Annotated in this window: 14 protein-coding genes; 1 reads left to right on the forward strand and 13 read right to left on the reverse strand. The window is 42.7% G+C overall.

Annotated elements, in window-relative coordinates; translation table 11 throughout:
• Positions 1-127: 127 nt before the first annotated feature.
• The 6 genes from AC503W_RS19610 to spoIIQ all read right to left on the reverse strand — a co-directional run bounded on the left by AC503W_RS19610 (position 128) and on the right by spoIIQ (position 5,507).
• A complete protein-coding gene (locus tag AC503W_RS19610; protein ID WP_402870404.1) occupies positions 128-391 on the reverse strand; it encodes a DNA-directed RNA polymerase subunit beta in 264 nt (87 codons plus the stop codon).
• A 180-nt stretch (positions 392-571) separates the two neighbouring features.
• Positions 572-1,420, reverse strand: coding sequence for a flagellar hook-basal body protein (locus AC503W_RS19615; RefSeq protein ID WP_427591717.1), 849 nt, complete (start codon positions 1,418-1,420; stop codon positions 572-574).
• A gap of 54 nt (positions 1,421-1,474) precedes the next feature.
• Entirely contained in the window at positions 1,475-2,311 is an 837-nt protein-coding gene (locus AC503W_RS19620; RefSeq protein WP_427650258.1) for a flagellar hook-basal body protein, read from the reverse strand.
• A gap of 285 nt (positions 2,312-2,596) precedes the next feature.
• The gene (locus AC503W_RS19625; RefSeq protein WP_402870397.1) at positions 2,597-3,598 is read right to left on the reverse strand and encodes a rod shape-determining protein; all 1,002 of its coding nucleotides are present in this window, start codon (positions 3,596-3,598) and stop codon (positions 2,597-2,599) included.
• Positions 3,599-3,896: 298 nt separating this feature from the next.
• Positions 3,897-4,169 carry a sporulation transcriptional regulator SpoIIID gene (gene spoIIID, locus AC503W_RS19630; RefSeq protein WP_402870395.1) on the reverse strand — a complete coding sequence of 91 codons (273 nt, stop codon included), beginning with the start codon at positions 4,167-4,169 and terminating at the stop codon, positions 3,897-3,899.
• Positions 4,170-4,607: 438 nt separating this feature from the next.
• On the reverse strand, positions 4,608-5,507 hold the full coding sequence (gene spoIIQ / locus AC503W_RS19635; protein ID WP_402954846.1) for a stage II sporulation protein SpoIIQ: 900 nt from the start codon (positions 5,505-5,507) through the stop codon (positions 4,608-4,610).
• 152 nt (positions 5,508-5,659) lie between these two features.
• Between spoIIQ and AC503W_RS19640 the strand changes: the two genes are divergently transcribed.
• Positions 5,660-6,085 carry a VanZ family protein gene (locus AC503W_RS19640; RefSeq protein WP_407408704.1) on the forward strand — a complete coding sequence of 142 codons (426 nt, stop codon included), beginning with the start codon at positions 5,660-5,662 and terminating at the stop codon, positions 6,083-6,085.
• A gap of 21 nt (positions 6,086-6,106) precedes the next feature.
• Here the strand turns inward: AC503W_RS19640 and spoIID are convergent, their stop codons facing one another.
• The 7 genes from spoIID to nuoL form a co-directional block, all read right to left on the reverse strand.
• Positions 6,107-7,141, reverse strand: a complete 1,035-nt coding sequence (spoIID, locus tag AC503W_RS19645) for a stage II sporulation protein D (protein ID WP_402954852.1) — start codon at positions 7,139-7,141, stop codon at positions 6,107-6,109.
• A gap of 207 nt (positions 7,142-7,348) precedes the next feature.
• Positions 7,349-8,647: a UDP-N-acetylglucosamine 1-carboxyvinyltransferase gene (gene murA / locus AC503W_RS19650; protein ID WP_407408705.1), complete on the reverse strand. Its 1,299-nt coding sequence runs from the start codon at positions 8,645-8,647 to the stop codon at positions 7,349-7,351.
• 32 nt (positions 8,648-8,679) lie between these two features.
• Positions 8,680-9,429, reverse strand: a complete 750-nt coding sequence (locus tag AC503W_RS19655; protein WP_402954858.1) for a YwmB family TATA-box binding protein — start codon at positions 9,427-9,429, stop codon at positions 8,680-8,682.
• A 164-nt stretch (positions 9,430-9,593) separates the two neighbouring features.
• Positions 9,594-9,836, reverse strand: a complete 243-nt coding sequence (locus tag AC503W_RS19660) for a DUF1146 family protein (protein WP_403079706.1) — start codon at positions 9,834-9,836, stop codon at positions 9,594-9,596.
• 149 nt (positions 9,837-9,985) lie between these two features.
• Positions 9,986-11,512, reverse strand: coding sequence for an NADH-quinone oxidoreductase subunit NuoN (gene nuoN, locus AC503W_RS19665; protein WP_407408706.1), 1,527 nt, complete (start codon positions 11,510-11,512; stop codon positions 9,986-9,988).
• 2 nt (positions 11,513-11,514) lie between these two features.
• Positions 11,515-13,038 (reverse strand): NADH-quinone oxidoreductase subunit M, encoded by a 1,524-nt coding sequence (locus tag AC503W_RS19670; RefSeq protein WP_427685920.1) that lies wholly within the window; start codon positions 13,036-13,038, stop codon positions 11,515-11,517.
• Positions 13,035-14,906: an NADH-quinone oxidoreductase subunit L gene (gene nuoL / locus AC503W_RS19675; RefSeq protein WP_427685922.1), complete on the reverse strand. Its 1,872-nt coding sequence runs from the start codon at positions 14,904-14,906 to the stop codon at positions 13,035-13,037. Before nuoL ends, AC503W_RS19670 begins: the two co-directional genes overlap by 4 nt.
• Positions 14,907-14,929 lie beyond the last annotated feature (23 nt).

Below are 14,929 nucleotides of genomic sequence, written 5' to 3' on the forward strand. Positions count from 1 at the left end.
CTTTTCCTCCTAATAATGATATTGCCTACTTTTAACGAAAACTCGCCCCTCCCTTACATAGGGAAGAGGCATGTTGTTGCCAATTGAAATTTTCTAAAACGGTGGCAACTGCGTCGACAGACTATTTCTATGCATCTTCATTTACAATATCGATGATATGGGTCCATGTGGATTTCTTGAAAACATCCGTTGCCTGCCCTCCGCCAATCACACTATAGCCTATTAGTGAACCGGCAAGTAAAGCGATGAATATCAATCCGATGATCATAAGTAAACGCAGCCAGATCGGCAAAAGCCGGACCTTGATTCTTCGGTTCGGTTGCGTTGTTTTTGCTTCCTTGACCTCTTCACTCACTTCTTGTCTCATTACACTTTTTTGTTCCATACCCATACAAAAGCTCCTTTTTTCAGAAAACTCGCCGAATAAAAGCGTCTTGGCTTATACATAAATAGAAGCATCAAATCACATGCCATGTCAAAATGAATGAGCGTCAACGGTCCTCTTTGCTAAAGTATAATGAAAAACGCTTCAATATGAAACCTAAAGCCATGATTTTATACCCTATCGCGCTTACCGAATCCCATTAATCAGTCCACCCATTTGATCGGCCATCGTTATCGCCCGGGATTGAAATTGATATTGACGTTGGGCATTGATCAAATCCGTCATCTCTTTTGATAGATCGACGTTTGATGATTCAAGTGAACCTTGTTTCACTGCGATTTCCGTACGGTCATCCCCCGTCAATAGCGTCATGATGTCGTCTTCCGCAACACCCAATTCACCGAGGTTGCCCGGGAGCCCCAACAGATTCCCCCCCAATTGTTCCAGGAATTGCGGTTTTTTTACAGAAACGATACCAAGACCGAAGCTTCGCTCTCCATATTCTTCTGTATCCACATTCAATAAACCTTCTTCCGAAACCTTAATATCTTTGATGCTGCCATCAATTAGAATCGGATTCCCATATTCATCAAGGACTTGATGTCCAGCTGAGTTAACGAGCATCATTTGATCTGGGTTCGCCTCGTTAGGAGAAAGATAAAAAGCGCCATCTCTCGTTAAACGAGTGTTGGTCCCTCCGTCATCCTGTACGTTTACCGTGAAAAATAGATCTTCCTTCGTCAATGCCACATCCAGGTTGCGATCGGTATTCTTTAGCGAACCTTGTGTCAGCACGATTTGGGATGGATTTAATTTGGCACCCGTTCCCTGACGAATGCCCGGTGTGGTCAGTCTTCCGATTTCCTTCGTCTCACTCGGCTGATTATTAAAACTTTGGGTTAACATATCACTAAAGCTGGTTTGCGTCTTTTTATAAGCCGTGGTATCCACATTAGCAATATTATTGCTGATCTGATCAATTTGACTTTGAATTTGGTTGAGTGTATTCGTCGCGGATAACATCGTTCGATTCATAGACATTCCCCTTACTGTTCAAATTTCCTAAAGATTCCTTCTACAAATCCGTAATTAGAGTTTCCCCACTTCATTAACCGCTTTATCGAGACTCTTATCATAAGCTTGAAGTACTTTTTGATTCGCTTCAAAAGATCGGTACGCCGACATCATTTCCGTCATCGTCCTCGATTGATCGACATTAGATCCCTCAAGGAAACCTTGTTTCGTGGAGAAGGTCAATCCTTCTGCTGCATACGCATTGGGCAATTCATTATCGACAGCCCTATATAACCCTTCGCCATCTTTCACGAGCTGTTTAGTGGGGTCGTCTGCATAACCGATGCCAAGGCGGGCCGCTTGATTATTGCCTTCAAAGATCATTCCCTTTTCGGTCACGGTGAAGCGATCATTCTCAAGCTGTATCCGTTCATGGTTCTCGTCCAAAACATAATAGCCTTTAGAATTCGTCAAATAGCCTTGACCATCCAGAGTGAAACTGCCGTCCCTTGTATAACGCATTTGCCCGTCTTTATCTTGGACGGTATAAAGGACCGACCCGGCCTTCCCCGTTTCCTCATTGATGGGAAGATTTTCATCTGCTAAGGCAATATCGGTACTAAGCTCCGTTTCTTCAAGGGTCCCTTGCGTGAACAATGGACTCGCTTCTTGTACATAAACGCCTGTACTAAGACTGCCCACTTGCGATAACTTGGGCACGCTTAAATTATTTTCGGTAGGTATTGCATTACGCTGCATATTGCCAAGTAACATTTCCGGAAAAGACCGTACACTGGTTTGATCGGCTTTAAACCCGGTTGTATTCGCATTGGAGATATTATTCGTTAGCATTTCTGTGCGTCTTTGCTGTGTAAGCATTCCAGAAGCGGCTGTATAAAAACCTCTTAACATTTTATTTCACTCCTCATTCCACAAAAGTATTCCGTTCATTTCCTATATGTATCTTATCGGATATAATCGTCTGTATTTAAGGGGAAAATAAATGCTTGGTCCAGAATCATTCATTTCTTGTTTTAGGATAGGTCAAATTTAAAGGAATAGTGTTAAAGTTCCAAACTAAAAGAATAGGGTCTATTGCTCATCAGTACTAGAACTGCACGGACTTTCACTATGCTTCATGTGTGTCTGAACCTTAGACCCTTATCTTATAATGCAGCTTTTTACGGCCGCTTTTTTTTAATTGAATTTGCGCCTTGGCAATTTATCCATATTATCTAACATGATTCCCGTTCCAATCGCTACGCAATCCATTGGATGCTCTGCAACGAGTACAGGGACTTTAAGTTCTTCTGCTAAAAGCAGGTCGATGCCATGAAGCAATGCTCCACCACCTGTTAATATCACGCCACGGTCAATAATATCAGCAGAAAGTTCTGGTGGTGTCCGTTCAAGCACGGCTTTGGCAGCTTGTACGATAACGGAGACTTGTTCACGCAGCGCCTCCTCGATTTCTTCCGAGTTAACGGAGATGGTCCTAGGTAAGCCTGAAACCATATCACGTCCGCGTATATCAATTTCTTCATTGCGTGAACCTGGGAATACCGTCGCAACCTGCATTTTGATATTTTCAGCTGTACGTTCACCGATTAGGAGCTTATACTTACGTTTAACGTAGTGTAAGATTTCATTATCGAATTTATCACCGGCCATTTTGATCGAAGAAGACGTAACGATATCTCCCATTGAAAGAACCGCGATATCCGTTGTACCACCGCCAATATCCACGACCATGTTACCGCTTGGTTGGAAAATATCCATGCCAGCACCGATTGCAGCCACTTTAGGTTCTTCTTCAAGGAATACTTTTTTCCCGCCACTTTTTTCAGCAGCCTCTTTGATTGCCTTTTGTTCAACACTCGTGATGTTTGTTGGACAGCAAATCAAAATCCGTGGCTTAGAAAGAAAGCCTTTCACATTTAACTTATTTATAAAATGCTTAAGCATCATTTCCGTTACATCGAAGTCAGCAATGACACCGTCTTTTAGAGGGCGAATTGCAACAATGTTTCCTGGTGTCCGGCCTACCATTTTACGAGCCTCATCACCAACAGCAAGAACACGGTTCGTATTCTTATCAATGGCTACTACCGAAGGCTCATTTAACACTATTCCTTTACCTTTGACATGTATTAGAACATTGGCTGTTCCAAGATCTATCCCAATATCTCTAGCAAACATTTCTTAAATCCTCCTTGAATATCCTCACATAAAACCTAATTCTGTCCTAATTGTTTATTTTACCATATCGTCTTGTCAAGAAGAAGTATGAAATACAAATAAAAACGAAACCTGCCCCGGATTATCCTATTTAACATAGATATATAAAGGATTTCCATATTAACAAAATTAATCCATAAAAAAATTCCGGGTTGGAGGTTCCTGACTTAGGTGTAGAAAAGGACATGTTTATATGCCATCCTTTGTCTTTACCCTAATTCCTTGGAATCATTTCCAATTTCCGGAATGCATTTGTGATTTACTTAGCGATTTCTTCTTCTTTTTCTGACCGTTTATATTTGAGCTTGGTCGCTTCTCCACCCCGAAGGTGACGAATGGATTTATGGTAATCCAATATATCCTTCACTTCGTTAGCCAATTCAGGATTAATTTCCGGAAGCCTCTCCGTTAAATCTTTATGGACTGTACTTTTAGAGACACCGAATTCTTTTGCAATGACGCGGACCGTTTTTCTAGTTTCCACGATATACTTGCCTATCTTGATAGTTCTTTCTTTGATGTAATCGTGCACACCACTCGACCTCCCCAAATTGGATGTGAGAAGTGTGAAATGAGATTCGTATTTTTCGAATCGAATACCCCTGTCTTATAAACAATGAAAGATAGAATGATCAACTATTAGATTATTTGTAATAAACGACCCCTCACCTCAAACACTCTCTTTGCATGGTTTATAACATCTTATTAGCTTGGTTAAGAATATATGCCTAATGGACAGGGCGTTTCGTTTTATTTATCAATATTCTGCCGTTCCTTTTCCAGTAACTGCATTATTTCCCGAGAAATATGTCAGATACTCAGACTTTTTCTCACATATTCCACTTTTTCCCTGAAATTAAAAAAGGGAGCCGTTCAAATTGAACGGCCCTCTTTTTACCAAATTTTCAGTTGTTGTACTTCTTAACGCTCATGGTTTATGTTTTGATTGTATTTGAATTTTTTATTGTGATTAATTTGCTTCCTTTAATGAATCTTCCAAAGAATCGCTTTTCTCGGTAGAATCTTCAGCTGGGGTGGAGTTATCATCTTCAGTGCCACTTTCTAGCTCAGTGCCTGCATCAGATTCGCCCGTTGCTGGTGATTCCTCTGTCCCTTTTTCAGAACCCTCGGAAGCAGGTGCTTCTTCTTTGCCTGCTGAATCATCCTTGTTACCTTCTGTTTCTTCAGTTGCTGTTTGTATAGCGGATGCTTGCTTTTCAATAAAATCAACTGGATTCAACGCGATGTCGTCTTTTCTGATTTCGAAGTGAACGTGAACGCCTGCCTCTTCATTGATTTGGCTTTTGCCTGAAGTTGCGATAGCTTGTCCTTGTTTCACTTTGTCCCCAACGGCAACCTTGATATCCTTAACAGATTGATAACGAGTAACGACGCCATCTTCATGCTCAACTTCAATCAAATTGCCAAGTAGAGCGTCTTCCTGTACTTTCGATACATTACCGCTCAATGATGCTTTCACATCGAAAGATTTTCCATCTTCCATTGCAATGTCGATCCCTTTATTCTGCTCATATCTATTGTTGTAGAAGACCAACGCATCTTCTTGTGCCTTCTCATCTGCATTCACGTCATAGAATTGTTTTTTGATGACCGTTTTATCGGCATTGGCTACAGGCATCTTAACGGTTTCCAGATCACTATTCACTTCGACTGAAGGCTGATCATAGTTTTTTCCTGTTTCAGCTGAATCCTTTTTCTCGTCCTTAGCTGAATCATCAAAACTATTTTGTAATAAAAAGGCCGCGGCTAAGATTAAGGCTGCACTTGCGATATAGATTGCTGATAATGCCCAACGCTTTTTGAGTATTCGTTGGATTTTGGAAGTTGGTCTTTTTTCTTCCTCTCTCATATTAATCACCTCAGCAACCATTCTGAACATTTTGCCAAGATTATATACATTCGAGTGAAAAAAATTTTAGATTTATTTTATGAAAAAGAATCCGATTTTATTCGTAGAATGGTAAAATGTTTGGTATCTTGCTATTGAAGGATGTTTAATTGATGAAAAAGACCATTAAAATCTTAGTAACGATTCTACCTTTTCTTTACATGATTGCTATTTGGATAATGTCGAGTAAACCTGACGACATCATCCTTGACCTCCCGTCCTCAACAGTGGATCGATTCATTAAAGAGGCGCTCCATTTAGTCGAATTTGCGATTTTGTACATATTATTCGTTTCTGCACTTGCTGTTCATCATAAGTTGAAGCCTGGATTTAGTTTGGTAGCTGCATTCGTTGCCGGTCTATACGGTATCGTTGATGAATATCACCAGTCATTCATCCCATACCGCTCTGCATCCTTGATTGATGTGGCGAAGGACATCATTGGCGTGCTCGCTGTCTATTTTCATGTGCAGTATCACTACTTCAAGCATAAACGAGGCTTTCTGACCCTACTAGAAAAATTCGGCGCAAAAAAATGAGAGCTGGGAAAACCCCTACTCTCATTTTTTTGCTGTCATGGTATTGATCCACTTACTTGAGGACTGTACTTTGACGCCTTTGTAATAATACTTCACGATGTCTTCATAGTTTTTCCCTTCCCGGGCCATCCCATTGGCACCATACTGACTCATTCCCACTCCATGACCATATCCTTTTGTCGTAATGACGATTTGATTCCCTTGACGCTCCCAATCAAAGTCGGAGGAATTCAACCCGAGTTTTTCCCGGATTTGCATACCCGTCAATTTCTTCCCTCCAATTTCAACTAGAGCCACTCGATTTCCGGTTGTCCTTTGAACGACTGTACCGATTGTCGTCCCCGATGATAAACTCACTCCTAACTTTCTCTCGAAATCTCCCGCATCGACCACCATCTTATTATAGAATTTCGGCGATTCTTTATCCCATGGGCTAGACACGCTTTTCAAGTAGGGAAACTCTGCTTGCCAATATTCCTCGGAGTTCTCCGTATACCCATTGCTTGTCGAAAAGAAAGTGGCGGTGATCGGTTTTCCATCATAGGTCAATATCTTGCCTTCCGTTGCCTTAATGGCTTTATCTATCTTTTTCATTTTCCATTTATAATCAGAGCCCCACTGCTTCTTCAGCTCGTTATCATTCTTATACACTTGATGCATTACCGTATCCCCTACATCAGCTCCTTTTGGCAACCCCCGGCGATTATTGCTCATCAACTGATTCACGATGTAGGTCCTTGCCGTCAATGCTTGCGCCTTCAACGCTTCTTCCTCAAAGTCCGCAGGCATCTCTGCTGCCACAACACCAGATAGATATGTTTCAAGTGGAAGCTTTTGAATCTTTTGGGTAGCCGTCCGGTACACGGCCACATCAATGGAACTCATTTTATTTGCAGCCACTTCTTTTCCTTCTTCCTTCTCTTTTTTCTCTAATTGTTCAGCTAACTCCCCACTTGTTACATCATTGGAAAACGGAAGCACAAGCACTGCTGGAATCATGATAATGACGAATGCTACAGCTATGGATAGTACAATCACAGGTTTCATTGCTTTCAAATTCCTGGGCCTCCCTACACTTGTTCTCTGCTTTTTTACAAACTAAATCCAGCAGGTTTCTCTACATGATAAATGTATGTCGAAGGACAAGCTTTTATGAATAGAAAAGTGTCAGGTGCCCAGGTTAGCTTTCTTTATCCCAGCACACAACAAAAAACCCATTCGGGCTTCAAGGAATGAAGCCCGAATGGGTTTTAATAAGTACTCTTAAGCGTTCAAATCCGCTATTTTCGTTTCTGCTGGAACCTCTTCATTAATACGTTCCACATCAGCACCCAATGATGCTAATTTACCATGGAAATTCACGTATCCTCTGTCAAGATGCTTTAATTCTGTAACACGGGTAATGCCCTCTGCAACCAATCCAGTCAGGATAAGCGCAGCAGCAGCACGCAAGTCAGTGGCAGAAACTTCTGCACCTTGAAGGTTGGTTGGCCCGTTAACAATAACCGAACGACCTTCTATTTTAACATTGGCATTCATGCGACGGAATTCTTCAACATGCATGAAACGGTTCTCGAAGACGGTCTCCGTGATCATACTTGTTCCTTCAGCACGCAATAATAATGCCATCATCTGTGATTGCATATCAGTCGGGAAACCAGGATGGGGCATTGTTTTAATATCAATGGCCTTCAAGGTTTTAGGACCGATTACACGCAATCCATCTTGTTCTTCGATGATCGTAACACCCATCTCTTCCATTTTGGCAATGAGGGACGTAAGATGTTCAGGAACGGCACCTTGAACAAGAACGTTACCACCAGTAAGTGCAGCAGCAGTCATAAATGTTCCAGCCTCGATGCGGTCAGGTATAATTGAATGTTCAGCACCATATAATTTATGGACACCTTCGATTTTCAATGTACCCGTACCAGCGCCTTTAACTTTGGCACCCATTTTATTAAGGAAATTAGCTAGGTCCACGATTTCAGGCTCTTTCGCCACGTTTTCCAGAATAGTCGTACCTTCAGCAAGTGTCGCTGCCATCATGATATTTTCAGTGGCACCTACGCTTGGGAAATCAAGATACACTCTTGCTCCCTTAAGTCTTCCATCTACCTCAGCGTCAATGAAACCATTGCCGACCTTCACTTTTGCTCCCATCGCTTCAAAGCCTTTTAAATGCTGATCGATAGGACGGGAACCGATGGCACAACCACCCGGTAAAGCAACGCGGGCCCGGCCATTCCTTGCTAATAATGATCCCATTACTAAAACGGAAGCTCTCATTTTACGTACATATTCAAATGGTGCTTCGTCTAATAACTCTCTTGATGCATCTACAGTTACTTGATTATCTTGAAAGGCAACATCTGTGTTTAAGTTGCGCAATACTTCGTTGATTGTATATACATCGGAGAGCGTAGGAACGTCTTTAATGATACTTTTCCCATCACTTGCTAATAATGTTGCAGCGATAACTGGCAAAACGGCGTTTTTAGCACCTTCTACTTTAACTGTCCCGCTAAGCCTGTTGCCGCCGCGGACGATGATTTTTTCCAAAAGTATTCCCCTCCGCGTCCATTTTCTCTATATTAATATTCAAACGTTATGATTGGTGTGCCAATTACAAAGTTCGTCCGGTCACCCAATCCTTCTGTCCGTAGCCCAAACTGCAAATTTAATTTTTCTTTAGTCAAAGGTTGTTTAAACAAAGTTGAATGTGCAGATATAGATGTAAAGTTTGTTTCATGCACACTCTCAATTTCCCTCGCTTGGAACTTATCTAACAGGCTTTCGGTTTTAGAGTTTAAAATCGAATCCATATTATCATTGATAGACCCCGTAATACAAGAAAAAATTGAAGGAGTTCCCTTAAATATGTCATTCACTCTATTTTGGTACGTACTGGTAAAGTAAGCAGGGTAGCCTTCCTTCCATTCTTGTCCCTTGACTTCGTAAATGACATAGGTAACTTTATCAGATTCATCCTCGGTTGTCATCAATTTAATAGACTCCGTCAGGCCCGAATCGGCATGGTAAAGTAACGCCTCAGCCTTCTGTGCGGAAGCGCCGTCTTCCCGGTTCCAATCAAATTGAGGATATTTTCGTTTTAATGCGATCACTTCTCTTTCAAACTCTTGTTTAGTTGTGATCTCTTTATTTTTCTCGCGCGCGTACACAGACCAATCTCCTATGTTTACCGCTTTATCTTGTTGCAGTAGCTCCACCAATTTCACTATATCGGCTTTGCCTTTTGCCACAATTGTACTATTCCCAATTAAAAACACCGTCAAACCAAGAATTACTATGTATAATAACATTTTTTTACTCTCTGCAAACATGTTAAATCCCTCCCCTTTAAAGCATTATTTCCAAAAAAGGAGAGTTCATACTTTTCATTTCCTGACATTTGATGATGCTTTCTGCTAATGCTATAAAAATCAGTAGAATAATGGCGAATACAAGAAGAATCATATTTTGCTATACATGAAATCTTATAGCTTATTTAATCATCGCTAAACATATATGGAAGTTGGTTAGCAAGTCCTAGGTAGTCAAGGAAGAAATCACTCACAACAGAACCAATGGCCACCGTCAATAAAATATAAAGTACCCTAGCCTTAATGACCGAATTGGATCTTAATATCTTATCAAAATGTAAAGCCTGCAGAGCCCACCATGTAACTGCGATGAAGAACAAGTGGGAAATGATACCCAGCAAGGCCTGCTGTCCCATTGTTGAAAACATGTACATACCTCCTAAAAGACACCCATCTTTCATTCTATCACAAATCCCCTTTAAATTTGGAATTTAAAAGGAAAAATCGTGAAAAATCTTTCAGAATTGAAAGACAGAGACTGTATCCATTGGAACCAGCCTCTGATAAAGGCATTATATCACTCACTTGAAATAAAGTCTTTAAAATCCCCAAAATGGTTATGCAGGAAATCAAAGGCAAGATTAGGAGCTAATCCAAATAGGATCGTGCCGCCTATACAAACCATTATAACGATGGACAAACCCGAACGCACCTTTATTAACTTACCGGAATGGTCCGGCCGGAAAAAGACTTGGACCAATAATCCAAAGTAATAGACATAGGACACGATTGTTGCCGCAATCATGATTCCTGCAAGGACATAATATCCCGGTTCCGTAATGAAAGCGCCGAGAAAGATATTCAGTTTGCCAATAAAGCCTGCCGTTCCCGGAATGCCTGCCAATGAGAGGATAAACACAGTAAAGGCTATGGCCAGATATGGTGACTTCTTCCCTAGCCCCGCAAGGATACTGATGTCCTCTGAACCGCTTCGGATCGAGAGCACTTGAATAATTGCAAAAGCACCAATGTTCATCAGTGTATAAGCAAGTAAGTAAAACCAGACTGTATCCATCAAGAAGTACCCGCCGCCCAATGTGGTTACGGCTACAAGAAGGTATCCTGCATGGGCGATACTCGAATAAGCGAATAACCGTTTTAAATTTTGCTGTCTTAATGCAATCACATTCCCTACGATCATCGTCACCGCTGACACTAAAGCGATATATCCACTGTTTTTCTCGAAAAAGTCGAATGCCCCGAGAGTATCCCCAGGTGCAGTCAAGAATAAGGAGAGAAAAATACGCAGAAGGATTACAAATCCAGCTGTTTTCGAGATGACGCTTAAAAAGGCGGTGACGGGCGTAGGCGCCCCTTCGTAAACATCCGGAGCCCACATGTGAAAGGGGGTAGCGGCAATTTTAAAAGATAAACCGATGAAAACCATGAAGAAAGCGAGCCCCGTAATGTAGAGCAGTTGACCATCTGTCATGCCTGCCATCGTTCGGCTCATTTCCCCCAGATTCACCGATCCCGTCACACCATACAAATAACTCATGCCAAACAGAGTGATGGCTGTAGAGATTCCTCCATTAATTACGTATTTCATGGCCGCTTCATTGGACTTCGTATTTTGTTTACGTATGCCCGATAATATATAGGAAGAAAGTGATAGCAACTCCAGGCCAACAAATAACGTGATCAAGTCCCCACTTGATGTCATGATCATTGCTCCAAGCAACGCCGCCAGGAACAGATAATAAAATTCCCCGCGATGCTCCTTCAACCCTTCCTTGGGCTCATAGCTCTCTGCAAGCAGGATGATTAACCCCGCTCCTAACAGTAAGATTAGCTTAAACGCTTTTGCAAAAGAATCTAACCGAAAAGTATCGGATAAGATACTTACCGTTTCAAAAGAAAACAAACTTATCAAGGAGAAAAAGGCCAGTATGATACCGGTAAGGGCCAACCAGGCCAGCTTTCTCCGATTAAAATGCTTCGGCCAGAATAAGTCCAATATGGAAAGGGCCATCGCCGTTCCAAGGATGACGAATTCCGGCATCATCGCTCCCCAATGATATGAAAGCATCGTATTCCAATCCATCTTCATCGCCCCCCTACGGCTAGCATGATTGCGTCAATCGTTCCTTGAAGAGGCCTGCCGAGTAGATTCGGATATATACCGATTGCTATAATTAAGCCGAGAAGCACTGCCGTCGGTACCATTTCCTTACCCTTAAGATCATATATCTCTTTCTCTATTAAGCTATTATCCTTGCCGAATGTCATCGTCAGGACAGCCCTCAAGACGTAGATAGCTGTTAAGATGAGACCGATGGCGCCAATTGCAGCAAGCACCGGCTGGCTCTTAAATAGGCCCAGGAAGGCCATGAATTCACTGATGAACCCTGACATGCCCGGCAAACCAAGAGAAGCCATCCCCCCGGCCAGCAGAAATCCGGAAAAGAGCGGCATCGACTTGGCTAGGCCTCCAAGCCGGTTAAGCACCGTCGTACCTGTCCGTTCATACAACACAGCAACCAAAAAGAATAGGAAAGCGGCAATCAACCCGTGTGATACCACTTGAAAAATAGCCCCCTGCAAACCCGCTTCATTCAAGGCACCAAGCCCCATCATCACGATTCCCATATGTGAAACGGACGAATAGGCTAAAACAAGCTTGAAATCTGTCTGCACTAACGCTAAGAAGGCACCATACAACAAGCTGATGACCCCAAAGAGAACAATGATGGAGGCAAGCGTTTGATATTGGTCTGGAAAGATTCCCATTCCAAACCGGATGATTCCGTAAGCGCCTATCTTCAAGAGAATCCCTGCATGGATCATGACAATCGATGGTGGCGCCTCGGCATGAACCCGCACCATCCAAGTATGGAAGGGAAACATGGGCAGTTTAATGGCAAAAGCAATCAGGAGGGCCAAGCATAGTCCATATTTCATCGAGTCGGAAACCGGTGCGAATAGAGATACACCACCCATTGTCATCATCTGTGTCAAAGCCGCGATATTCGTCGTACCTGTCCGGGCGAACAATATCAGAATCACCACCAATAAAATGGCCGATCCTATTCCGTTATAGATCAAAAACTGATAAGAAGCTTTTTCTTTCTCAAGATATCCCCACTTGCCAATCAAGAAGAACGTCGGGACCAAGGTCATTTCAAAGAAGATGAAAAACAAGATGAGGTTTTCCGCCGTAAAGACGCCAAGCATCCCAATCTCTAAAAGTAAAAATAATAGGTAATACCCTTTCCACTCCCTCTTTATGGAAAAGGATGCCAGGGCCGCCAAAGAGGAAATGATTGTCGTCAACAATAGAAAGACGAGGGTTAAACCATCCAGACCCAATTCAAAATTCACCGCGAATAAATTTGGGTCATACATCGAAAGATTCCCAAATCGAATCCAGTTCACCTTGATGTCAAAAGAAGAGAGTGCTATCCCTGAATAGTACTGTACAAGTAAAAATAACGTCAGTATAAGGGGCGGCAGTGTCCCAAAGAAACCAAATTGCTTAATGGTCCTTTCCTCGGTCCTAGGCATGAGGGCCACCATCACCATACCAAGCAGCGGGGAAGCCACCAACAATGTGAGTAAGTATCCGTTCATCTTAAATACCCCCCAGTGAACGCAAAGATGACCATCAGAACCGCAAGTCCGAGAAAGGCTATAACGCCATATTGCTGTACCTGTCCCGTTTGAAGTTTAGCCCCCATTTTCCCTAAACCTTCTATGGAGTTACTCACTGTGGACACCAATCCTCCGATAATGAACTTTTCCATATAAGATAGAAACAAGCTAAGGCCTCTGGTAAGATAGCCTACGGTAAAGTAGTACATCTCATCTATGAAGTACTTATTATCTAAAACTCTATATATCATGGAGTCCTCTCCCACCAGCCAACTCCGTGATAGCGCCCTTTTTACGTAGATGAGATACGCCAGGAATATACCAGCAATTGAAACGAGAATGGCTAACAACATGATCCAAACCGGTCCCTCATGATGACTGACGCCTAACAGCGATTCATTTCCATCGATGAGCCAGTCTCCAAGAAAGGCCCCAAACCATGGAGTTTGTATATATCCGCTGAGCACGGCAAGCACCGCAAGGACCATCATTGGAACCAACATGAAAGAAGAAGGATCTTCGACTTGATTGGCAGGACCTCTTGATTCTCCGGCGAAAATCATGAAAAACAAACGGAACATATAAAAGGCCGTCAAAAAGGAGGCAATCAAAGCGAGCGTGAATAGAAAGTAGCTCCCATTCCCCCAGGCCGACATCAAGATTTCATCCTTACTGAAAAATCCTGATAAAAGGGGAAACCCCGATATCGAGAGCGTACCAATTAGGAACAACGGACCCGTTACCTTCAACTTCTTCCATATCCCACCCATTTTTTCTACATCTTGTGTATGTAAAGCATGAATAACACTACCTGCTGCCAAGAACAGCAAAGCTTTAAAGAAAGCATGGGTCATTAAATGAAACACCCCTGCGACATACCCCGCCGTGCCCAACGCCAGCATCATGAATCCAAGCTGGCTGATGGTTGAGTAGGCCAGCACTCGCTTCACGTCTTTTTGGACGAGAGCAATGCTAGCGGCGAAGATCGCGGTAAAGCCACCCGTCACGGCTACGACCTGCATAGCTGCCGAACTTGCAAGAAACAGAGGAAACATCGTGGCTACCAAGTAAACGCCTGCCGCTACCATAGTTGCCGCATGGATCAAAGCGGAGACCGGTGTGGGCCCTTCCATCGCGTCAGGAAGCCATGTGTGAAGTGGAAACTGTCCGGATTTTCCGACAGCCCCGATAAAAATCAGAATGGCGATTAGCGTCAACCTTCCCATCGAGATTTCCCCCGTTTGAACAGCTGAGAAAATATCCCCATATTCGAAGCTTCCAGTTTCCCAGAATAATAGAATAATTCCAATGAGAAGCCCCACATCGCCAATCCTGGTCATGATAAATGCCTTTTTTGCAGCGAGCTTTGCTTCCTGTTTATGAAAATAAAATCCGATTAATAGGAATGAGCCAACTCCAACAAGCTCCCAGAAGATATATAGCTGCAGTAAATTCGGTGCTATGACAAGCCCAAGCATGGAAAAGGTAAAGAAACCAAGGTAAGCATAGAAAGTGGAAAACCGCTCTTCCCCTTTCATGTATTCCACCGAATAAATTTGAACAAGCAGACTCACCAGAGATACGACCACAAGCATCAAGGCATTCAGCTGATTGATTTCAAATCCTGCCGTGAGTTGCGTCCCACTGATAGAAAGCCAATCCATCGCCATCTTATAAGTAGGTCCCTGCAGCCGTTCCACCAAAACGATTACAGATAAAATGAACGATGTGAGTGTGAACAGTATTCCAATATAGGCGCCTTTTTCCCGCCACCGTCTACCGTATAAAAGCAGTAACACGAACGAGACGAGTGGAAGGATCGGTATGACCCAAGCATTCTCCATCATCGTATCAAATCCCCTTCTTCATA

It is taken from the genome of Peribacillus suis, assembly GCF_059384845.1.